This window comes from Planomicrobium sp. CPCC 101079, from assembly GCF_007859275.1.
In the GTDB taxonomy this organism is placed as follows: domain Bacteria; phylum Bacillota; class Bacilli; order Bacillales_A; family Planococcaceae; genus Planococcus.
The window spans coordinates 184,920-205,641 of record NZ_VOHC01000029.1; the positions used below are offsets into that span (position 1 = coordinate 184,920).

Below are 20,722 nucleotides of genomic sequence, written 5' to 3' on the forward strand. Positions count from 1 at the left end.
TTCGCCAACCGGCTGCGCTTGCCCGCGGAAAGCGTCCGTCTGGAGCGCAATGTGAAAAGCGCAACAAGAGTTTCTCGACAGCCTGAAAAGAACTGATTTATTGAATTGGACGGATTCGATTTGTGAACGATTTTTGTCAGACGACCTGCAGCGGCTGTTTAACTAATGCCCAGTTTGGCTCCTTTGCCGGGAACCCCATTGCCGCAAGTTCCAGCGCATATAAGCTGTCAAATGCGCTTACTTCAATCACTGGCACGTTGAAGGTCTGGCAATATTCCTTGAAACGGTAGTTGTTGGGGTAGCTTCCGGGCTGTTCGCTCGACGTGTAAATAGGAAGGCCCATTTTTTTGCATAAGGCCAATGCATGCCAAGTGTTGATATCGTCAAACATGTTGAAGACTCCGGCAATTTGCTCTATCTTGGCTATTTCAGCAAGCTCCCATAGATCGGCCGCGCTGCTATTGTAAGCCTTATCCGCATACTTTTTGGCCGGCGATGCCATCGTATTATCCGTTACAATGGTGTATAACCCCAATGCTTTTGCCGTTTCCACAGCCTCGATCATGTATGAAGCTCCACTAAGAATCAGGACCTTTTTCTTATTTTCAATCATATTTAAAACCCCCTGGTTAAAGAATGAGTGGATAGGGATATGTCTAAAGATAAATTATTATCCTAATTCAATGAAATATAATTGTTTATTATTAAAATACCAGTCTTTTCTACCAAAGTCAACTAATTGTCAGAAATTTAAAATAATAAAAAGAAAGGATGTGAAGGAAAAAATTTCCTTAACTTTATTCACTTTCAATCGATTTTCCAGAAGTCTATACTAAGGGCATGGAACAAAGCCAATGGAAGGATGGAAAACATGGAAAAATACCGCATTGAACCAACACAAGGTTTGGAATTCGGGTTATATACTTTGGGAGATCATCTTCCCGACCCGAAAACAGGGGAACGTATTTCCGCAGGCGAGCGAATCCGTGAAATAATTGAATTGGCAAAACTGGCTGAACAGGCAGGCATCGATTTTTTCAGTATCGGGGAAAGCCACCAGGAATATTTTGCAACGCAAGCGCACACTGTCGTGCTTGGTGCGATTGCCCAGGCAACAGAAAAAATCAAGATTTCCAGTTCATCCACTATTATCAGCACATCGGATCCGGTCCGCGTGTATGAAGATTTTGCAACGATCGACTTGATCTCAGAAGGCCGTGCGGAAATTATTGCCGGGCGTGCGTCGCGCATTGGATTGTTCGAACTGCTCGGTTATGATATCCGGTATTATGAAGAACTATATGAGGAAAAATTTGATTTGCTCCGCAAGATCAATGAAGAACGGGTGATAAACTGGAGCGGAAGGTTCCGTGCGCCGTTGAAAGATGCAGAAGTTTTGCCGAGGCCGCAAACGGGTTCGCTGCCTATTTGGCGGGCGGTGGGTGGGCATCCGGCAAGTGCCATCAAAGCAGGCCATGCAGGCGTACCGATGATGCTTGCGACACTCGGCGGACCGGCGGAGAGCTTTAAGCACTCCATTGACGCTTTCCGGGAAGCTGCTAGAGAAAACGGTTTTAATCCTGCAGATCTGCCAGTTGCGACAGCTGGATTTTTTCACGTGGCCGAAACCACGCAACAGGCATTTGAAGAAATTCATCCACATGTGGATAAAGGGATGATGAAAACGAACGGCCGTGGTTATCCACAATGGCAATTCATGCACGGAGCAAATCCGCATGATGTTATGAACATCGGCAGTCCGCAGCAAGTCATTGAAAAGATTCTTTATCAGCATGAATTGTTTGGCCACCAGCGCTATATCGCGCAAATGGATTTCGGCGGAGTTCCATTCAATCGGCTGATGCGCAATATCGACATGATCGGAGCGGAAATTTTGCCGGCCATCAAGAAATATACGAAAAAACAATAGTGCAGGCAGGTCTTCTTGGTGGGGGCCTGTTTTTCTTTGCGGGCAATGTTTCTTTTATAAATATGGAATTCAATAGTTTAAAAACTTTTTTAAAAAATAGTGATCTAAATATCTTCTTTGGCCGTTTAGTTAGCAGAACAAAAAAACAAAACAGAAAAAGGAGATGTTTGGTATGAAAATGAACAAATTATTGGTCGCATTACCATTGACGCTTTCCTTGTTAGTCCCGACTGCTGCATTGGCGGATAGCCACGGGGAACATTCACAGAAAGGTTCGCATGAATCATCAATGGAAGCAGGCACAGCAACACCAGCAGCTGAACTGCGGATCGCTCTCGATACTGTATTGACAGAGCATGCTTTCTTGGCGGTGGAAGCGATGAGAAAAGGTGTGGACGGAGCTGAAGATTTTGAACAGGCATCAAACGCACTTATGGCAAATGCCGATGACCTGAAAGCGGCTGTCGCATCAGTCTACGGAGAAGAAGGGGCTGCCCAGTTTGATGAAATCTGGAAATCGCATATCGGTTACTTTGTCGATTACGTGACAGCAACTGCTGAAGACGATCAAGCAGGAAAAGACAAGGCGCTTGCGGAACTTGATGAATACAAGAAAACACAAGCAGAGTTCTTTGATGCTGCAACAGAAGGACGCTTGCCTGCCGCAGCAGTTGAAGAAGGGCTGGATATGCACGTTGACCAATTGATCAAAGCGTTCGATGCTTACGTTGCCGGCGATTTCGAAACAGCTTACTCACTTGAACGCGAATCAATTCATCACATGAGCATGTTTGCAGAAACATTATCGATTGCAATCACAGACCAGTTTGCTGATAAGTTCGAGAACACGAACCCGGACACACCAGCAGTCGACCTCCGTGCACAGTTGAACGCCACGTTCACTGAGCATGCTGGACTTGCGGCAATGGCAATGCAGGACGGAGCTGATGGAGCTGAAAGCTTTGATGCAGCATCAGCCGCATTGCTGGCAAACGCTGATGATTTATCAGCTGCTGTCGCGTCAGTATATGGTGAGGAAGCCGGTGCCCAGTTCGATAAGATCTGGAAGTCGCATATCGGCTACTTTGTCGATTATGTAGTGGCGACAGGCGAAGAAAACGCTGAACGCCAGGAACAGGCGAAAGCTGAGCTTGATGAATACATCGTTGAACAAGCGGCTCTATTAGACGTTGCAACTGAAGGCCGTGTCCCTGCCGACGCACTTGAGGAAGGATTGACTGCACACGTCGACCAGTTGCTGAAAGCATTTGACTCTTACGTAGCAGGCGATTACGAAACTGCTTACAGCTCGATTCGTGAAGCTTACGCTCACATGACAATGCCGGCAGCCGGTTTATCGGAAGCGATTGTCGATCAGTTCCCGGAAAAATTCAGTGCAGCCCAAATGCCTTCTGAAATGCCGAAGACTGGAATGGGTGGAACAGCCGATTCGTCTACAGCGCCATTCATGTGGATCCTTGGCGGCTTGATGCTGGCAGGATTAACAACAACAGTAGCTTTGCGTACACGCAGACAATCATAAAAATCACACAAAATATCAGGAAGCTGGCCTCTTATGGGCTAGCTTCTTTCTTGCTATCGGGAATTTTCCGTTAGCCTTTTTTATTTCGTTCTTGGCGGTTGCTTTCGTCAAGCTGTTCTTGCAAGACGTGCCTTAAGTGAAGAGTGTTCGGACAAGTATTTGTTCTCAGTAGATTGGTTTTGAATTTCACCAAATTTAAAGGCTATGTTAAACCATACTTTTAATACTTTCATGAGTGATAGTATGATTGATGCTATAAGTTAATCCACATAGGGAAGGGGCGGAAGTGGGATGATTTCTTTAAGGAATGTTCAATCCACGGATTTAGAGCAGCTAATGACAATTGAAAGTGAAGGGTTCTCAAGAGAAGAGGCCGCCACGATAGAAGCATTCGCGGAGAGGATCAAGTTGATACCTGACACCTTTATTGTGGCAGAAAAGAACGGGGAGATCCTTGGTTATATTAATGGACCTATTATCAATCAGCCCTATATTACCGACGATCTTTTCGGGAAAATCAAAGAAAACCCAAAAAGAGGAGGCTATCAGAGTGTTTTAGGAATAGCAGTTTCCAAAAAGGCCAGAAATCAAGGGATAGCAAAAACATTGGTTGTAAAAATGGAAGAGCTTGCAGAAGAAAACGAAAGAGAAGGAATTACGTTAACATGTAAAAAGGACTTGGTTTCTTTTTACGAAAATTTGGGCTTTGTAAACCATGGGCTTTCCGATTCAAAACATGGCGGAGTGAGCTGGTATAACATGGTTAAATCAAAACAGGCATGAATGGATTCTTTCTTGAATGCTAGGATACTCGACTGTACGATCTTATATTGAATAAAAGGCCATTTCAATCAGAACTCGCTGTAGGGAGCGGAAGAAGAGATGAGCACTCCCGATCTGCCGGTTCTTTTGGAACAACTAAGGACCTTGCTTAGCATTCCATAGTCTTCATTCCACAGCAGCCTATAAAAGCCGGCACTATTACAAAGAAAGGCTTCAGGAGATAGATTCTCGAATCGATACTGCTCAGACGGACTGGATACCTGGCAATCAAACAAGTTGCGCATATCTTGTTCGATGGAGATGCCCCCGGCTTTGAAGACGAAGCCCGCATATAATTCCAGCAGGAACTGCTCGAAGTCTTGAAGATCTTCTGTTTTAATGCCAGTTTGATGGTGTTCTGGATCATCAAACTGGCTCCCGTAAAACCAAAAATCGGCCAATAAGGCATTGGAGGACAATTGCTCCACTTGCAATATGGCTTTGCGCAGGCCGGCAATTCGGATCTCTATCCTCAAATGCAAGGAATGAATGCGGAGGGAGTGCAAATCTTCTTCGTCGCAAGGGAATCCTGCAGTGAATGCATCAACGAGGCCATCGATATTTTCATCCTCAAAATTGATCCTGATGGGGAAGGAGGAAAGTTTGTTGATCAAAGAGCGGGCCGCTTCTTTTTTGCCTGCTTCCTGCTCCAATAGAAAACTCACCTCAAGAAACGGGCCGCCTTGCAGCCAAATCTTGTCCATAAATCCACCTCCCAAATACCGCTGATTCCTCCAATTGTACATGGAAAGAACCATAAAGAAAACCGGACCTGCAGGCTGTTTAGGCGCTGCAATCCGGTTATTCTGAATGCCATGGTTATTGTTTTGCTTGGGCTTTCTTTGATTCGTTCAAATCGACGTCCACGGAGGTGACAAAATAGCGTTTGTCAGGAGAAGTTTGCAGCTCCACTTTTTTTCGGTCGAACAGTGAAACCGTGTCGATTTTCTTTATTTCACCCGTCTTTTTGTCTTCTTCGTAAATACGGTAGCCGATGATGGCATCATCGCGCACTGCATGCCAAGAAATATTGAACGAGGTGGCTTTGACGTTTGTCGGCGGTTCTGGCTCTTTTTCCTTTGTAGCCGAATCGGAGACCAATTCCGCGGATACGACAAGCCGTTCTTCATGTGAACCGATTTTCCGGTTGAAATCGCCTGTGCACGTGATCAAGTTGATCATGCGTTTGCCCGAGCTGCCGAATATTTCTTCAATCGGTGCTTCGTCTGTCTCGTAGCTCACCATTTCGGTTACTTGGAAAACCATTTCGCGTCCATCACGATCTGTCAATATGACTGTCTCGCCGATTTGCATTTTCTTTAAATCATAAAAAATCGCAGGACCCGTCAAGCTATCGACATGGCCGGCAAGAACGGCATGGCCTTTTGCTCCGACTTTGAAGCCGGGTTCGAACCAGCCGACTTCATCGACATCTTCAGGCACACCCATTTCACCGTTTTCCAATATGCCGGTTGCCTCTATTTCCGCTTTGGCTTTAATAGAGGGAATCTCGATTTGGGCCGGCTCCATGCCTTTTATGCTTTCTTGGCGCTGCCGCTGTAAAGCATCCAATTTTTCCCGCTGGGCAGGGAGGACCGGGAATTCGGCAATTTTATCAAAAGCTTCATCTTTTTCTTTGGCAACTGTTTCGATTTTTGTTTGAACTGGCGCACTATTTTTTTCAGTTGGCGGTTTTTCAAATGCTGGACCATCCGCCAGCGGGTTCATGACAAAAAACAGCGCTGCGCATAGAATCAATGCAGTAGCCATCGTGAATATTTGCTTCATGCTTAACCCTCCCTTTCAACAGGAATAGAGAGAGCGCAAAGGCCCTCTCCTGATATTATTGTTGCTTGCTTTGACGGTATGTCAGTGTTCCGGCGCCAAGCAAAATCAATGAGCTGAGTGTAACCCAAAGAACCATAGTGTTTGATTGGCCAGCTGTCCAGCCAAATCCTGTTTTCGGCATTTTTTCAGGTGCATCATTGTGGAAGTTGTCAGGGAACTGATCGACGATGGCGCTGCTTAGTGCGGCACCAATATCAAACATCAGAGCATAGCCTGTACGGTATGTTTCGTAAGATGTTTCAAAGTCGCCTGCAACATACTGATTGAAAGTGTCAATAACAGAAGTTTCATGCGCCTGGATTCCGGCAATGGTGTCTTCTTTTGGCATGCGGTCTTCAGTGGCTGTGCTTAGAAATGTTCCGAGCTCTGTAGCGAATTCATTCGTCAAGGCGTCTGCCGCTTCACCCGCAGCTGCTTGGTCCTCTGAAGCCGCAGCTCCTGCAAGGTCACTTTGTACGGAAATATGCTGGTTGTCCCAAATTTCCACGAATTGCGTGCCGGCTTCTTCCCCGTATATGGAAGCGATGGCGCCACGGAATTCTTCAGTATTCTGGTCTTGCGCCCAATTTGCAAAGTCAAAATCCTCTGCGCCGTTATAGCCTTTTGCCATGCTCAATTGCGCCAAAGCAAAATGTTCGGCTGCAATGCGGTTCACTGTCGAGCGGAAATCTCCGGCTGGAGTATTTGGATCAGAAAATTTATCCGGGAACTGAGTGGCGATGGCGCCACTGATGGCACTTCCTGCACCGAAAATCTGTTTGAATCCTTCCAAGTAAGATGTGTACGCTTCTTCGTATTTTCCTGCTGCGTAAAGGTCAAAAGTGTCTTGCACAAAATCTTCATGTTGGCGAAGTGCTTGGGTCGCTCCGTCCTCCGGCAAGTTGCCTTCAGTGGCAGTCCCTAAAAATGCGCCCATATCATCTACAAACGATTGGATTTCCTCGAGCGCTTCTTTTTGCATTTTCTTATCGCCTTCTTTGACGGCTAAGGCATATTCTTCTGTCCCTGTATTGTGTTTTGTGAAAATTTCTTCGAATGCTGCACCGCCTTCTTCACCGTATACAGAAGCGATGACCGGTTCCATGTCTGCGGCGTTGGCTTCAAGTGCTGCAACCGCTGCTTCAGCGCCTTTGTCCCCGTCGTAGACTTTCATCATGGAATCGACTGCAAGTGCATAATGCTCTGATAACAGAGAGTCAAGTGTCGCACGCAGTTCCACGCCTGTAGTATCGGTTTTCGGTGTACCATGTGCGAAAGCAGTTGTTCCTGTTCCGGCGGCCAAAAGCGCCGCCCCTACTACCGGTGCCAAAAATTTTCTCCATTTCATCAATAAACCACTCCTCTATTTCTGATTTCTTGCCTACCTAACGCAATGAGTTCAGGAATAGATCACTTTTTCATAAAAAATTGCTTCAAGTAAAGTTAAAAGCAGGCGGTTTATTAATAAATTGTATATTTTGGAAAAACAGTCCCTGTATTGTGATAGTATATGTGACCAAAGGGGGAGAGAGATGGGGTGGATGATTGTTGTAGTAATAGCTTATTTACCTATTTTTATAGAATTCATCGGCGCATAAATTTTCTTGAAAGCGAAGTGGAAAGACTGAAAAAGGAACTTTAATCCCTTTGGAAAACGTCCGCCTGCGTTCTGCTTGTTTTCCTTTTAGCTATGGAGCAAAACAGCGGAGATTCCTGCAGGAAAGCGAGACAGCTGAGACCCGAAGGGAACGAGTTGTGCAAAAATATTGTAGAACTCGTTTGCTCCTGCAACACTGCGCGCTTCGTCGCAAAGCCATTAGCCGAAACTTTTCGGCTAATGGCTTTGCAGCTGTTTTACGGAATAGCAAAGGCTATAAGTTTTCAATTTAACAATGAATAGAAGTTCCTCATCAAGCTGAAAAAGAGGCGCCATCTGGCGCCTCTTTTAAGCAGTCAATGGGGATATTTATTTCACGCCTGAACTTTTTAGGAAGTTGATCATTTCTGTATTGAAACGTTCCGGCTCATCGCCGTTGATGCCATGTCCGCTGTCCTTGAATGGAACAAGAACAGAGTTGGGAATTTGTTTTTCCATTTCTTCGCCAAGCTCATAGGCGCAGATCTGGTCTTTCTTTCCATGAAAAATAGCGGTCGGCACTGTAATATCGGCCAACTCGCCGCGCAGATCCTCATCACGCAATGCAATGGCTGCATTGATCGTGGAATGTGCACCGGCTTCAAGTCCCAGCATCTGGAACCAGTGAAGGAATTCGTCCGATTTCTTCTGTTCAAAGAACATATCAGCGAATTGGGCCAGGAAAGCTGGGCGGTCCTGCTTGATTTGTTCGATGATGTCATCCACTTCTTCAGCCTTCAAATTGATGTTGAAATCATCCCGCTGTGTGAATAGTGGAGCCGCCGCGCTCATCAGCAACAGTTTGTCCACGCCTTGCTGGCCATATTTGGTCAGATAGCGGATAGCGATGGGGCCTCCCATCGAGAATCCGCCAAGGACGAAACTCTCCAATCCCAAATGGTCGATAACTGCTTTCACGTCGCTTGCCTGTGTATCGTAGTCATAGCCGGACCATGGCTTGTCCGATTTGCCGAATCCACGCAAGTCAATGCCGATAAATCGGAATCCTTGCAGCGCCAGTTCGTTTGCCTGCATTTCAAACGATTTGCTGTTCAAAGGCCAGCCGTGGATAAAAACGACAGGCTGCCCGGTGCCGATATCTTCCACAAATACTTTTACTCCAGCTTCCACTTCAATATAATGTCCCAAATTCTTTTCCTCCTCTTATTTTTTTGTTTTACTTGCTAATATTTAAGGTTCCCTAACTATCTTTAATTAAACAATTCCGAATTCATGATATATAAGGTGATAATATCTTCTAAAAAGATACCAGAACCATATTTGGTGAAAAGTGAACTAAGAAGCCTTTCAAAACGTTATGTTATAAAGCTTTTACATCTAAAGCGCGATGGTTTTCCATTCAACAGCTTCCACCTGCCACGCAAGATGTAGTAAGCTTGAAGGACGACATCAAAAAAAGGGGAACGTTCATGGAGAAAAGTTCAGACTTTATGTTATACGGCCGTATACAGCAAAAAGACAAAGCGGCGCTTGAACAGCTGTACGACCGTTATGAAAAAATCCTTTTTTCTTTCCTTGTCAAAATGACTGAAGATCCGGATTTGGCAGAAGAAGCTCTGCAAGAAGTCTTTATCAAGTTATGGCGAGGCACAGGGGAATATAATGAAAGCAAGGGGAAATTTACATCCTGGTTATTTACAATGTCACGCAATGTGGCAATAGACCTGATCCGGAAGCGTAAAAAACCTATGGTTCCTTTGGAAGAAATCGGCGACTTGGTGAATAATGAGTCTACAGTCGAAGAAGTGGCGGAATGGCAGGAACAAAAAGAACAGATTGAAACTGCTGTCCAAGAGTTGTCAGGCGAACAGCAAAAGATGATCCAGCTATTTTATTTTAAAGGATATACGCACGAAAAGATTGCCGGTATTTGTGATATCCCGCTTGGAACGGTAAAGAGCAGGATTAGGCTGGCACTGAAAAAATTGAAAAAATCACTGCACGGTGTGCAAGAAAGGGGGGCTATTGATGACTAAAATGAATTGTGGGCACGTAGTGGATTATTTGAATGGCACATTATCCGATAAAGAAATTCGGGAATTTGAAGAACACCTTAAAACTTGTGCAGATTGCCAGCAAATTCTGGAACTGACAGGTGAGCTCCCTTACCTTGCCGAACCGATTGAACCGCCGGCAGAGATGAAAACGCGAATACTTGCAAATGTTTTTGAAGAAGATGCAGGAAGGGAGCAACAGCCAGAACCGAAAACGGCAGCAGTCCCGATGGCTAAGCGCATGCCGAAGCGCAATTGGTGGCCACCACTTATAGCAGCGGTCCTTTTACTGTCCCTGCTCGGCAACGCTTACGCATTTTTCCAGCTTTCCGGCCAACAAGAACCGGAAACTGCGATGCAGGAGGTAAACCTTCAGCCGAACGAATTGTTTGAAGGCGCGGCACAAGCAAAACTGATAAGGGAAGATGGTTCGCTTGATGTGGTCGTATCAGCTGACGGCCTTGAAGAATTGCGAGGCGATGAAATTTATCAAGTATGGCTGCTGAAAGAAGGACAGCCGATTCCCGCCGGCGCCTTTAAGCCGAATCCTAGTGGAGAAGGCGCCGCATATTTTAGCCTAAACGAAAATACTGAAGGCTGGGACACAATAGCTATCACACGCGAACCGCAAGCGGGCAACGAATTGCCTCAAGGCGACATTGTCCTCAGTTCCGAACTTTAAACTTATCAATCAAGTTTTTCTTGATCAAAATGCACTCGTTTCTCGAGTGCATTTTTTATTTTGAGTTCAAAAAGCGAAAAGACAGCAAAAAACCGCCAAGATTGTTCTTGGCGGTTTTTCATTAAGCTTAAGCTCTTTTATTAAAAGCCTTTGTTGTTGCGGTCTGTAGTATTTGTTGTATTGTCATCTTCGTCGATATCAGCAACTTCACGGCGAACAGTTTCGTTCACGTGTTCAGTGTCCTGAACTTTCTTTTTGCCGACAACGATTTCTTCGGAGACAACATCTTTCTTCGAAACGTTTACGCGTTCTTCGGAAACCGGTACATTGATTGTATCGTTAGTATCGCGGAAAGTGTCGGTGCCTGTCACTTCTTCATTTACCGGACGGCGTTCTACATAGACTTCCTCGCGTTCAACCGGTACTTCGATTGATTGGTTTTCTTCAACAACATGTTTACCGACGTTTACTTCGCCAGTTTGCACGCGTTCTTTGCCTACATTCAAGCGCTCTTCATGAAGGCGCAGGCGCTCTTCGTCTGTCATATTCGCCTCATCTCTTGATGAATCGAATGTGTTGCCCGCAGTGCTGCCTGTAGTTCCTGAAGTGGAACCGAATGTGCTGTCGTTGTCTGTAGTCGAACCGAATGTGCTTCCAGTACCTGACGAAGATGAACCGAATGTGCCGCTCGTATCAGACGATGACCCCAACGTATCGCGGTCATTTGATGTCAATCCGGAAGTTGTGCTGGATCCGAATCCTGCAGCCGTTTCACTTGAAGTATGGCCAGTTCCTGAAGAACTGTTATAGCTTTGGCTATAACGATCATACGAATCGCCATAATCACTGTCTACATATAGAACAAGTTTGCCGTTTTGTACTTGGCGATAATAATCTTCTTGTTCGTGCTGGTCTAAGCCCATTCCATTGAACGCTTCCATAGAAGAAGATTCACCAGAGAGTGCTGACATGAATTTGCCCATAAATCCTTGGTCTTCTTTCTCGCCAGCTGCGTCTACGTGAACGTCAGTCTGGTTTTGAACCATTGAAAATGAGTTGTCATCTTGGCCAACAACATACATATCTGATTCGTTATAGCCTTGTGCCTTAAGTTCCGTTACTTTGCTTAAAACTTCCGCTTGCGTGTCAAATACTCCGATAAATGTATTGTCTTTTCTCGCCATGGTAAATTCCTCCTTGTAATGTTGGATAACCTTAAACTCAGGTAATGCTTGTTTACCCAAGGTCTTCTACAAAATAAACATTCAGCATTACGGACATGGGGAAAAGGGTTTTTGAACCCTTGGTACATAAGGATTTTAAGCATGAAAGGTTTTTGGGAAGATGTACAAAAACAATATTTTTTTGATGAGCCGATTATGTTTGATGTTCGCTGACCAACTTGTTTTCTTTTAAGCGTATAGTCCCGTATTAAAAATTATTTCAAAGGCTGCCAACTCTTGCGATAAGCCAGTGGGGTAGTCCCAACCCGCTCTCTAAAGAGATTTATGAAGTGGCTGACGTTAAGGACACCAACTTTTTCTGCAATGTCAGCTATAGACTCATCTGAATACTTCAACAAATTTTTAGCATAAGTGATTCGGTAAGAAATCAAAAATTCATTGGGCGTTAGGCCAGCGTATTTTTTGAACTCTCTTGCAAGGTGGTATTTGCTGATGTTGAATTGCTTGGCTAAGTGCTCAAGTGACACTGGCTCATTAAAATGCTGTTCCAAATAGCGCATAATGGCTTTTATGGTATCGGGAATAAAATCACCAACTGCCTGCGAACTGTTAGCGGAGTAGAGGCATTCGGTTAAGAGATCCACTATGATTTTTGAACTAAGCGGTTCTGAATGGGGAGTGTATTCACGATGAAGCTGTATCAGCTGCTGCAGAGAAGATTTTGCGCGTTCAGGATTCTTCAGCGTGATAACCGGAGATTCAGACAGTTGGAAATAGTGATAATAGCCGCTGATAGTGGCTCCATTCAAGTGCACCCAGCCGAATTCCCATAAGTTATGTTCACCTGTCTCATAATACTGATAATCCATGCAATGGATAAAAAATGCCTGGTCGGCTTCGAGTTTGTACTGCTTGCCTTTAAATTTCAAAAAACCCGTTCCCGATAAAGTGACGGCGATCAAGTAGGAGTTCAGCTGCTCCCGCTCAGTGAAGTAGCCCGGTTGAGTGCGAAAATAACCTACTTCTTCAACGTAGAAAAAAGAATATCTGGCAAGTTGGCTAGGTGTGGCGATAAGGCGGATTGAATCTTCTGTCCAATTATGGGCAGCCTGTTCTCGGTAATATGCCATCATAGACCTCCGCAAGATTCTATTATTTTTAAACAACATTATAGGATGAAGTATAAAGTGTAAACGGATACACTGGGGAATAATCATGGGATTTTATTAAAAGGAGGCGTTAGCTATGAATTTTCAATCAATCAAACCGGCAAAAAAAGCACGGATAGGCATCTATACAATCGGTTTGCAAGCTTATTGGAGCCAATTTCCAGGATTGAAGGAAAGGATAAAAGACTACGGGAAATTTTTGGAGAAAAAGATGTCTCGATACGGGGATATCTATAATTATGGACTGGTCGACACGGAGGCCGAAGCCAGAAGAGCCGGTTACTGGTTTAATGAGAAAAACGTTGATTTGATTTTCTGCCATTCTGCTACGTATTCAACCAGTTCGGCGGTTTTGCCTGTCCATCAGCTCTGTAAAGCTCCTGCCGTCATTTTGAACTTGCAGCCGACTGCAAAAATCAATTACCGGCATACAACAACGGGTGAATGGCTCGCGCATTGTGGAGCTTGCCCGGTACCGGAAATTTCAAATGCTTTTAACCGGGCAAGAATTCCGTTTCGGGTTGTCAACGGATTGCTTGGTTTGGAGGAGACACCCGAAATTTCATTGGCAAATGAAAAAACAAGCGGACGTAAAGAAGCGCTCCGCGCATGGAAAGAGATTGAAGAATGGATTCGTGCGGCGGCGGTTCCCCGTACATTGCGCGAAAGCCGCTTTGGATTTTTAGGAAACACATACAATGGCATGCTGGATATGTACAGTGATTTCACAATGATCCAAGCGCAGACCGGCCTTCATGTCGAAGTCATGGAAATGGGGGATCTTGACAGGTTCTTTAAGGAGGTCACCGAAACTGCTGTAAGAGAGAAGCTGGAAGAAGTCTACGCCATGTTCGAAATCAGCGGTGATTCCCAGTCAGATCCTATCGCCAGAAAACCGACACAGGAACAACTGGAGTGGTCTTGCAAAGTTGCAGCAGCGCAGGAAAAAATGGTGAAAGAATATGATCTTGATGCTTTGGCTTATTATTATCACGGTTCACCCGGCAGCCATTTTGAACAGCTTCAATCGGGATTCATCGTCGGCCATTCCTTGCTGACTGCAAAAGGCATTCCCTGTTCAGGAGAAGGGGATTTAAAAACGGCAGTCGGCATGAAAATAGCCGATATTCTTGGGACAGGCGGCAGCTTTTCAGAAGTGATGGCGGTAGACTATGACGCAGAAACCATTTTGCTCGGGCATGACGGACCATTTCACATCGCCATATCAGAAGGCAAGCCGGTTCTTCGGGGCATGGGGCTATATCATGGGAAACAAGGAACAGGGGTATCAGTGGAAGCTAAAGTTCAAACAGGTCCCGTAACCATTTTAAATGTCACCCAAACCGGGGATGGCAATCTCAAGCTGATAATCGGTGAAGGCGAGTCGATAGCCGGAGAGATTATGCAAGTCGGCAATACCCAAACGCCCGTGAAATTCCCAAAACAGCCGGATGAATTCATGGAACAGTGGTTTACAGAAGCGCCGACCCATCATTGTGCAATGTCCATTGGGAGCAACGCGAAGCTTTTTCAAAAAGTGGGAGAGCTGTTGAGTGTGAAGCATGTGACTTTGTGAAAGCATTAGTTGCCTATAAAAGAGAGGCTGCAAGCGGTCTCTCTTTTATATATGGGCCACTGAAAAAAGAGAGAGCTAAATTATCTGAAAAGTGTTAAAATATCCGTAAATTTAAATTTGCTTCTACATGGATCTGGCAGGTTTATAAATTGATAATGCACAGGAAGGAGCGTGCATTCACCTATGAAATTATTTTTCAGTCTTGTTTGTACCTTGTCTCTTGTAAGCGCTTGCGCTATGCCTGTTGCTGACCATGGAAATTATGATGTTATCTATTCAATAGATGAAGTTGTACAAGAAAAAGCGGATGCGAAACAAGCTCAGCAAATCACGATAGCGGTCGTCCCTAAAGTGGTGAATATCCCCTATTTTAATGCGGCAGAAGAAGGGGCCCTTGAAGCGGCAGAAGATTTAGGGGTCAATCTTCTCTATGAAGGGCCTGCTTTTGCGGATGCTGGCCAGCAAATTTTAATCATCGAGGAATTGATAGAAGAGGAAGTGGATGCGATTGCCGTTTCAGCAAATGACCCTGAAGAATTGGCGCCCATTTTATTGAAAGCAAAGGAAAAGGGCATCCATGTGATTACCTGGGATTCCGATACGGTCCCAGAAGCAAGGGATTTTTTTATAAACATGGTGGATCCTGAAACGCTTGGCCGTCATTTGATGGATACACTGGCATGGAACACGGATGAAAAAGGTGAGTTTGCGATATTGACAGGGGCTTTGTCGGCTGCAAATTTGAATGAATGGCTCCATTGGATAAAAGTTCACCAAAAAGAATATTATCCGGACATGACCTTGGTTGAAGTATCGGCAAATGATGATGATTCCCAGCGCGCATATGCATCAGCAAAAAAGCTGCTTGAGAAATACCCGGACTTAAAAGGCATTATCGGCAACTCCTCGGTTGGGCCTCCAGCAGCCGCCCAAGCGGTGAAGGAATTAGGAAAGGAAGGGGAAGTGGCAGTAGTGGGGCTATCGTCACCCAATCCGATGAACGAATACTTGAAAGATGGCTCGGCCCAGATTATCACATTATGGAGCCCTAAGAAATTAGGCTATTTAACAGTGGCGTTAACCAACAATGCGTTGAAAGGGATAGAGCCTTTTGACTGGCAGGAAATCGCCAAGGTGGGAAAGATACGGATGTTCAACAATACGGTGATTATGGGAGACCCGATGGATTTTACAAAAGAGAATGTGGATCAATATGATTTCTAAACTGACGAAATTTAAAAATTACCGGCTGCGGACCAAATTGATTGTCACTTATGTATTGCTTACGGTTATACCGATTTCTCTTTTGGGCTATATCGCTTACAGCCAGTATACAAATTCCATTGAAGAACAAGTGGGCGAATATATTCCAAAGCTTTTGGAACAAGCGAATGAAAACATTGCCAACCAAATAAGGGAATTGAGAAAGTTTCCGGATCTGATTTACAGCTCAGATGAAGTGGTCGGAATTCTGAGGAAGGATGCTCATCAAAGCCGTTCATCTCTTTTGCAGGACGAGTTCACTGTTAACAATTATTTGTCGAGAACCTTCATTAACGGAGGCAGCCAAGACATTTTAGGGGTCTTCGTAATTTCGAAAAACCGACTTTTTCAAAGCACTAAAATTCCCTACACTAATTTCGGGTTGATGGATTATTCCCAATCATACGGGCAGGATATCCAGCTGAAAACTGACGACGTTTTCGTCCTGCCGCATCAAACTTCGCTGCGTTTCGAAGGAAATCCGCCATTTGTTCTGATCATGAAACAACTTACCGATTTGGAAAACAGAACCGATCTCGGCACTGTCCTTGTTGCGGTCAATGTCACTTTTTTGGAAGATGTCATCAACGATATGAGCGAAGAAGGAAAAGCGGATTTGTGGATGATGAACAAAGAAGGACGAATTATTTACCATACGAATTCCTCTGAGATCCGGACGATTGACCGGGAATTTGATGAGTACCCCAAAATAAACGGCAGTTTCCGGACGACCCAAGAAAACGCAAACAGGTTGATCAGTATAAATTATATGGATGAAACGGGCTGGACTTTGGCGCATAGCATTTTAGCCAAAAATTTGACCGAGCAAACCGATCTGGTGCGTAATGCTTCTATTGCAATCTTTATTGTTTTTGTTTTTATCAGCACCATTATTTCTATCTTGCTGGCGTGGAATGTATCAAGTCCGCTTAACCGGCTGACCAAAGTCATGAAGCGGGTTGAAAAAGGAGATTTTGATGTGGATTTGGCGATTGGCACAACCGATGAAGTGGGAATGCTTGCCAATAACTTCAATTCCATGATTACAGAAATCAAGGACCTTATCCGTGAAAATTATCAAACGGAACTGAAGCAAAAAGAAGCGGAGCTCTATGCCTTGCAGTCTCAAATCAATCCGCATTTTATGTACAATACATTGGAAACGATTGCCATGTCGGTTGAAGATGATGAAAAAGATACAGTCATAGAAATGGTTACACTGCTCGGACGGATGCTTCGCTTTTCAATCGGCAATAAAGAAGCGATGGTACCGATTGCGGACGAATTGTTGCATGTGAAAGACTATTTAACGATTCAAAAGATCCGCTTCGAGGAAAAATTCGATTTTTCCATTCAGGAAGAAATAGAATCTCAAAATTATTATACGCCAAAGTTCATCCTGCAGCCGATTGTCGAAAATGCCGTTAAACATGGCCTTGTATATGGACGCATTACAAGCATTGAAATTGATGTCTGCCTGGTTCCCGGCAGTGGCGGAGCAGAAGAAATCGCTCTTAAAGTAAAAGATAACGGATCTGGCATAAAAGAAGAGACGCTGGCAGACATCCACCAGATACTGGCTTCAGATCCGATGGCCAAGCGCAATTCGCATTTTGGGCTGATCAATGTCCATGCGCGCATTGCCATGAATTTTGGCAGCGGCTTTGGCCTGAACATTACAAGTGGCGCCGACCAAGGAACAGAAGTTGAAATTAGAATTCCGGTTCTTAAAAATGGCAATGAAGGAGGTCACTATGGACTCAAAAAAAATTAAAACGGTCATTGTTGACGACGAAAGCCGCATCCGCCGGGGAATAGAAAAATTGGTGTTGTCCTGTGGGGAAGATTGGGAAGTTACAGCATCTTTCGGTGATGGAATTGAATTGATTGAGGCTTTTGAAAAAGAGCCGTTTGAATTTGACGTTTTGCTTACCGATATTCGTATGCCGGTAGTGGATGGCCTTACCTTGATCAAAAAAATGAAAGCAGTGACTTTTTTTAATCCCATTGTCATTAGCGGATTTGATGATTTCAATTATTTGCAGGTGGCTATGAGAGAAGGGGCGCTGGATTATTTACTAAAGCCCATCGACCGTGAAGAATTTAGGAAACAGCTGGAAGTGCTGAAGTGCAAAGTGAAAAAACAGTGGGAAGAGCAGGAACAAGCCGACTTATTGCAAAGTGAGGCCAATAAACTGAGCTATATCAAACAAGTCGAAAAATTGAACGAAGTAACAAAGGGATTTGAGTTCGACATTTCTTTAGTGGACTGGACAAGCGGTTTTCCAAAAGGCTTCTATACATTAATCCAGATTGCGATTGACCAGCCGTTAAGTTACTCTCAGACCATGCCGAAGGACGAGTGGCATACATGGGTCCTTGCTAACGAAAACATCATTGGTGAGCTGCTTCGGGATAGCAAAAGGGAATTTTGGGAATGGCGGGGAGAAGCAGCTTGTTTTTGGTCATTGTTATGCAGCAACGAAAGTGAAAGTGAAGAAGAGTTTAAAGAGGCGATCCGAAACTTTGTATATGAACTCCAAAGCAATGTCCAGAATCTCTTGCCCTTTACGAATTCAGTTGCAATTAGCCAATCCTTTGAAGATTTAGCCTGTCTGCAAACAATCGCTAATGACGTGCTAGCACTCATGCAGTACCGCTCTGTTTTTGGAAATAACCAAATCCTGCTGCAAGATTCGAGCGAAATCCTCATGATAAAAACGGAATTGAAGAATGCAGGTAAGCTGCAGCAGTCGATACAACAAATTATTCAAGCGTTGGAGCGCATGAATGAAACAGAATTGAAAAAGCAACTTGGTTTGTTCACAGACGAGCTGCATTCGCTGCGCCTATCCAGTGAAACGGAGTTTTTCCTGCAATCGCTCAGCATCCAGCTGATTAACTACGTGATCAAATGCACTCCTCGGGTAAACAACGATTTGCTTGATGTCCATGATACGGCGAACTTATTGAGAAAAACGAAAAACATGGAAGAGCTGAGACTGGAATTGGAAAGTTGGGTCCTGGCTGTTTATCAGAAACTTTCGGTTGCAAACAAAGAAAAAGTCCACAATGAGACAAAAGTGGCCAAAGAATGGATTTTAGAAAATCTAAAGGACAATATCACAATTGAAAAGATAGCCGGCCATGTCTACATGAATCCCACCTACTTCTGTGAATGCTTTAAAAGCGAAACAGGAGAAACGGTTCTCGATTTTGTAACAAGGAGCCGGATCAACAGAGCCAGGGAATTGATACTCACCACAAATCTGAAAGTCTATGAAATTTCAGAAGAGGTTGGGTATACGGACACTAAATATTTCAGCAAACTGTTCAGAAAGTATTATGGAGACCTCCCTTCCAAATACAGAGAAAAATTAAAAGCTTAAAAACCCTCAGAAATGGGGGTTTTTTTAGTGCAAACAAAAACAAACAGAGAATTATCCACCCTTTTCCGAAAATCCTCTCCTTACTGAATATGTACAAAAGAGATAACCTTTATGAAAGCGCTATCAATAAAAGGTTTTCGCAAAACTACTATAGGTATGGGAGTGAAACTATGTCTGAATACGTTTTGGAGATGAAAGGGATAACCAAAAGATTTCCGGGAGTTACAGCTCTAGATCAGGTGAATTTCAAGCTGAAAGCAGGAGAAATTCATGCATTGATGGGCGAAAACGGCGCAGGAAAATCCACGTTTATCAAAGTGATCACAGGTGTTCACAAACCAGATGAAGGAGACATATATCTTAACGGGGAAAAAGTGGAGTTTTCGAGCCCGATTGATGCCCAGGAAGTAGGGATAGCTGCAATTTATCAGCACGTTACAAATTATCCTGATTTAAGTGTGACTGAAAACATATTCATGGGACATGAAAAAGTTCAAAAACTCACCGGGCGCATACGTTGGAAAGAAATGCACGAAGAGGCGCGGAAGATTTTGCGGTCGTTAAGTTCCTCCATTGATCCAAAGGCGGAAATGGGCTCTTTAAGTGTAGCGCAGCAGCAAATTGTTGAAATTGCCAAGGCGATTTCAACACATGCCCGAATCATCATCATGGATGAACCGACAGCCGCTTTAACATCAAGAGAAAGCGAAGAGCTTTACAAAATTGCTGAAAGTTTAAGGGATCGAGGTGCATCAATCGTTTTTATCTCGCACCGTTTTGAAGACATGTACCGGCTTGCATCCCAGGTTACCGTATTGCGGGACGCCAAATACATCGGCTCTTGGGGAATCGATGAAATTTCCAATGACGCGTTGATTGTCGCAATGGTCGGCCGCGAAATCAATCAAGTATTCCCGGACCGGAACGGGGAATTGGGCGAAAAACTTTTGCACGTGGAAGGGCTCAGCAAGGCAGGGTATTTCGCTGATATTTCGTTTACGCTCCGCAAGGGGGAGATTTTAGGCTTGACGGGACTGGTAGGAGCAGGACGGACGGAAGTTTGCCAGGCACTTTTTGGAATCATGCCTTACGACAAAGGGACAATCGAATTAAAGGGTCAAAAGGTCCGAATTCAGAGCCCAAAAGAGGCCATAAAGCTGGGCATCGGTTATCTGCCCGAAGACAGGCAGCTGCAAGGGCTGGTGCTTCAGTGGAGCATCGGAAGAAACATTACGTTGTCTGCTTTGAAAAAGTTTGACGCAAAAGGCTGGCTCAATGAGAAGAAAGAACATGCTTTTACGAAAAATCTGGCTGAAAAAATGCATGTGAAAGCGAACAGCATCTTTGATCTCGTCAGCTCCTTATCCGGGGGCAACCAGCAGAAAGTTGCGGTAGCGAAGCTTTTGACCGCCCAACTGGATGTCATTATTCTCGATGAACCAACAAAAGGTGTGGATGTTGGAGCGAAGACAGCTATTTATGAAATCATCAATGACTTGGCTGCCCAAGGATACGGAATCATCCTCGTTTCATCGGAAATGCTGGAAGTGATCGGGATGAGCGACCGCATCGCTGTAATGCGTGCAGGCAGGATCACCAAAATCCTAGACCGGGAAACGGTTACCCAAGAAAAAATCCTTGAAGCGTCAATGGCAGATAAACCGAAGAAAAATGTCGGATAAGACA

General features: G+C 44.5%; 17 protein-coding genes. 10 read left to right on the forward strand and 7 right to left on the reverse strand.

Going from position 1 to position 20,722, the window contains the following annotated elements; translation table 11 throughout:
• Positions 1-136: 136 nt before the first annotated feature.
• The gene (locus FQV28_RS14915; RefSeq protein ID WP_146497294.1) at positions 137-613 is read right to left on the reverse strand and encodes a hypothetical protein; all 477 of its coding nucleotides are present in this window, start codon (positions 611-613) and stop codon (positions 137-139) included.
• Between the two features lie 258 nt (positions 614-871).
• On the opposite strand from FQV28_RS14915, the gene FQV28_RS14920 reads away from it, so the two are divergent.
• The 3 genes from FQV28_RS14920 (at position 872) to FQV28_RS14930 (ending at position 4,256) form a co-directional block, all read left to right on the forward strand.
• Positions 872-1,930 (forward strand): LLM class flavin-dependent oxidoreductase, encoded by a 1,059-nt coding sequence (locus tag FQV28_RS14920; RefSeq protein WP_146497295.1) that lies wholly within the window; start codon positions 872-874, stop codon positions 1,928-1,930.
• A gap of 172 nt (positions 1,931-2,102) precedes the next feature.
• Complete coding sequence (locus tag FQV28_RS14925; RefSeq protein ID WP_146497296.1) at positions 2,103-3,473, forward strand: copper amine oxidase; 1,371 nt, start codon at positions 2,103-2,105, stop codon at positions 3,471-3,473.
• Positions 3,474-3,764: 291 nt separating this feature from the next.
• Entirely contained in the window at positions 3,765-4,256 is a 492-nt protein-coding gene (locus FQV28_RS14930) for a GNAT family N-acetyltransferase (protein ID WP_186763901.1), read from the forward strand.
• A gap of 68 nt (positions 4,257-4,324) precedes the next feature.
• On the opposite strand, the gene FQV28_RS14935 is transcribed toward FQV28_RS14930, so the two are convergent.
• The 4 genes from FQV28_RS14935 to FQV28_RS14950 all read right to left on the reverse strand — a co-directional run bounded on the left by FQV28_RS14935 (position 4,325) and on the right by FQV28_RS14950 (position 8,907).
• Positions 4,325-4,999 (reverse strand): hypothetical protein, encoded by a 675-nt coding sequence (locus FQV28_RS14935; protein WP_146497297.1) that lies wholly within the window; start codon positions 4,997-4,999, stop codon positions 4,325-4,327.
• Between the two features lie 115 nt (positions 5,000-5,114).
• Positions 5,115-6,083: a sortase gene (locus FQV28_RS14940; RefSeq protein ID WP_146497298.1), complete on the reverse strand. Its 969-nt coding sequence runs from the start codon at positions 6,081-6,083 to the stop codon at positions 5,115-5,117.
• 55 nt (positions 6,084-6,138) lie between these two features.
• Positions 6,139-7,470, reverse strand: coding sequence for a hypothetical protein (locus FQV28_RS14945; protein WP_146497299.1), 1,332 nt, complete (start codon positions 7,468-7,470; stop codon positions 6,139-6,141).
• A gap of 618 nt (positions 7,471-8,088) precedes the next feature.
• Positions 8,089-8,907 (reverse strand): alpha/beta fold hydrolase, encoded by an 819-nt coding sequence (locus tag FQV28_RS14950; protein ID WP_146497300.1) that lies wholly within the window; start codon positions 8,905-8,907, stop codon positions 8,089-8,091.
• Between the two features lie 281 nt (positions 8,908-9,188).
• On the opposite strand from FQV28_RS14950, the gene FQV28_RS14955 reads away from it, so the two are divergent.
• Positions 9,189-9,755 (forward strand): RNA polymerase sigma factor, encoded by a 567-nt coding sequence (locus tag FQV28_RS14955; protein WP_146497301.1) that lies wholly within the window; start codon positions 9,189-9,191, stop codon positions 9,753-9,755.
• On the forward strand, positions 9,748-10,455 hold the full coding sequence (locus tag FQV28_RS14960) for an anti-sigma factor (protein ID WP_146497302.1): 708 nt from the start codon (positions 9,748-9,750) through the stop codon (positions 10,453-10,455). Before FQV28_RS14955 ends, FQV28_RS14960 begins: the two co-directional genes overlap by 8 nt.
• Before the next feature lie 140 nt (positions 10,456-10,595).
• Here the strand turns inward: FQV28_RS14960 and FQV28_RS14965 are convergent, their stop codons facing one another.
• Both FQV28_RS14965 and FQV28_RS14970 read right to left on the reverse strand, forming a co-directional pair.
• Positions 10,596-11,639, reverse strand: coding sequence for a DUF2382 domain-containing protein (locus FQV28_RS14965; RefSeq protein WP_146497303.1), 1,044 nt, complete (start codon positions 11,637-11,639; stop codon positions 10,596-10,598).
• Positions 11,640-11,893: 254 nt separating this feature from the next.
• Positions 11,894-12,769 carry a helix-turn-helix domain-containing protein gene (locus tag FQV28_RS14970; RefSeq protein WP_186763902.1) on the reverse strand — a complete coding sequence of 292 codons (876 nt, stop codon included), beginning with the start codon at positions 12,767-12,769 and terminating at the stop codon, positions 11,894-11,896.
• Positions 12,770-12,884: 115 nt separating this feature from the next.
• Here FQV28_RS14970 and FQV28_RS14975 point away from each other — a divergent pair, with 115 nt between their 5' ends.
• From FQV28_RS14975 to FQV28_RS14995, 5 genes are all read left to right on the forward strand, one after another.
• Positions 12,885-14,384, forward strand: a complete 1,500-nt coding sequence (locus FQV28_RS14975; protein WP_146497305.1) for an L-fucose/L-arabinose isomerase family protein — start codon at positions 12,885-12,887, stop codon at positions 14,382-14,384.
• A 183-nt stretch (positions 14,385-14,567) separates the two neighbouring features.
• Positions 14,568-15,608, forward strand: coding sequence for an autoinducer 2 ABC transporter substrate-binding protein (locus tag FQV28_RS14980; RefSeq protein WP_146497306.1), 1,041 nt, complete (start codon positions 14,568-14,570; stop codon positions 15,606-15,608).
• The gene (locus FQV28_RS14985) at positions 15,598-17,421 is read left to right on the forward strand and encodes a cache domain-containing sensor histidine kinase (protein ID WP_186763903.1); all 1,824 of its coding nucleotides are present in this window, start codon (positions 15,598-15,600) and stop codon (positions 17,419-17,421) included. Before FQV28_RS14980 ends, FQV28_RS14985 begins: the two co-directional genes overlap by 11 nt.
• Positions 17,402-19,036: a response regulator transcription factor gene (locus FQV28_RS14990; protein WP_186763904.1), complete on the forward strand. Its 1,635-nt coding sequence runs from the start codon at positions 17,402-17,404 to the stop codon at positions 19,034-19,036. Before FQV28_RS14985 ends, FQV28_RS14990 begins: the two co-directional genes overlap by 20 nt.
• Before the next feature lie 170 nt (positions 19,037-19,206).
• On the forward strand, positions 19,207-20,718 hold the full coding sequence (locus tag FQV28_RS14995) for a sugar ABC transporter ATP-binding protein (protein ID WP_146497309.1): 1,512 nt from the start codon (positions 19,207-19,209) through the stop codon (positions 20,716-20,718).
• The last annotated feature ends 4 nt before the right edge of the window (positions 20,719-20,722 follow it).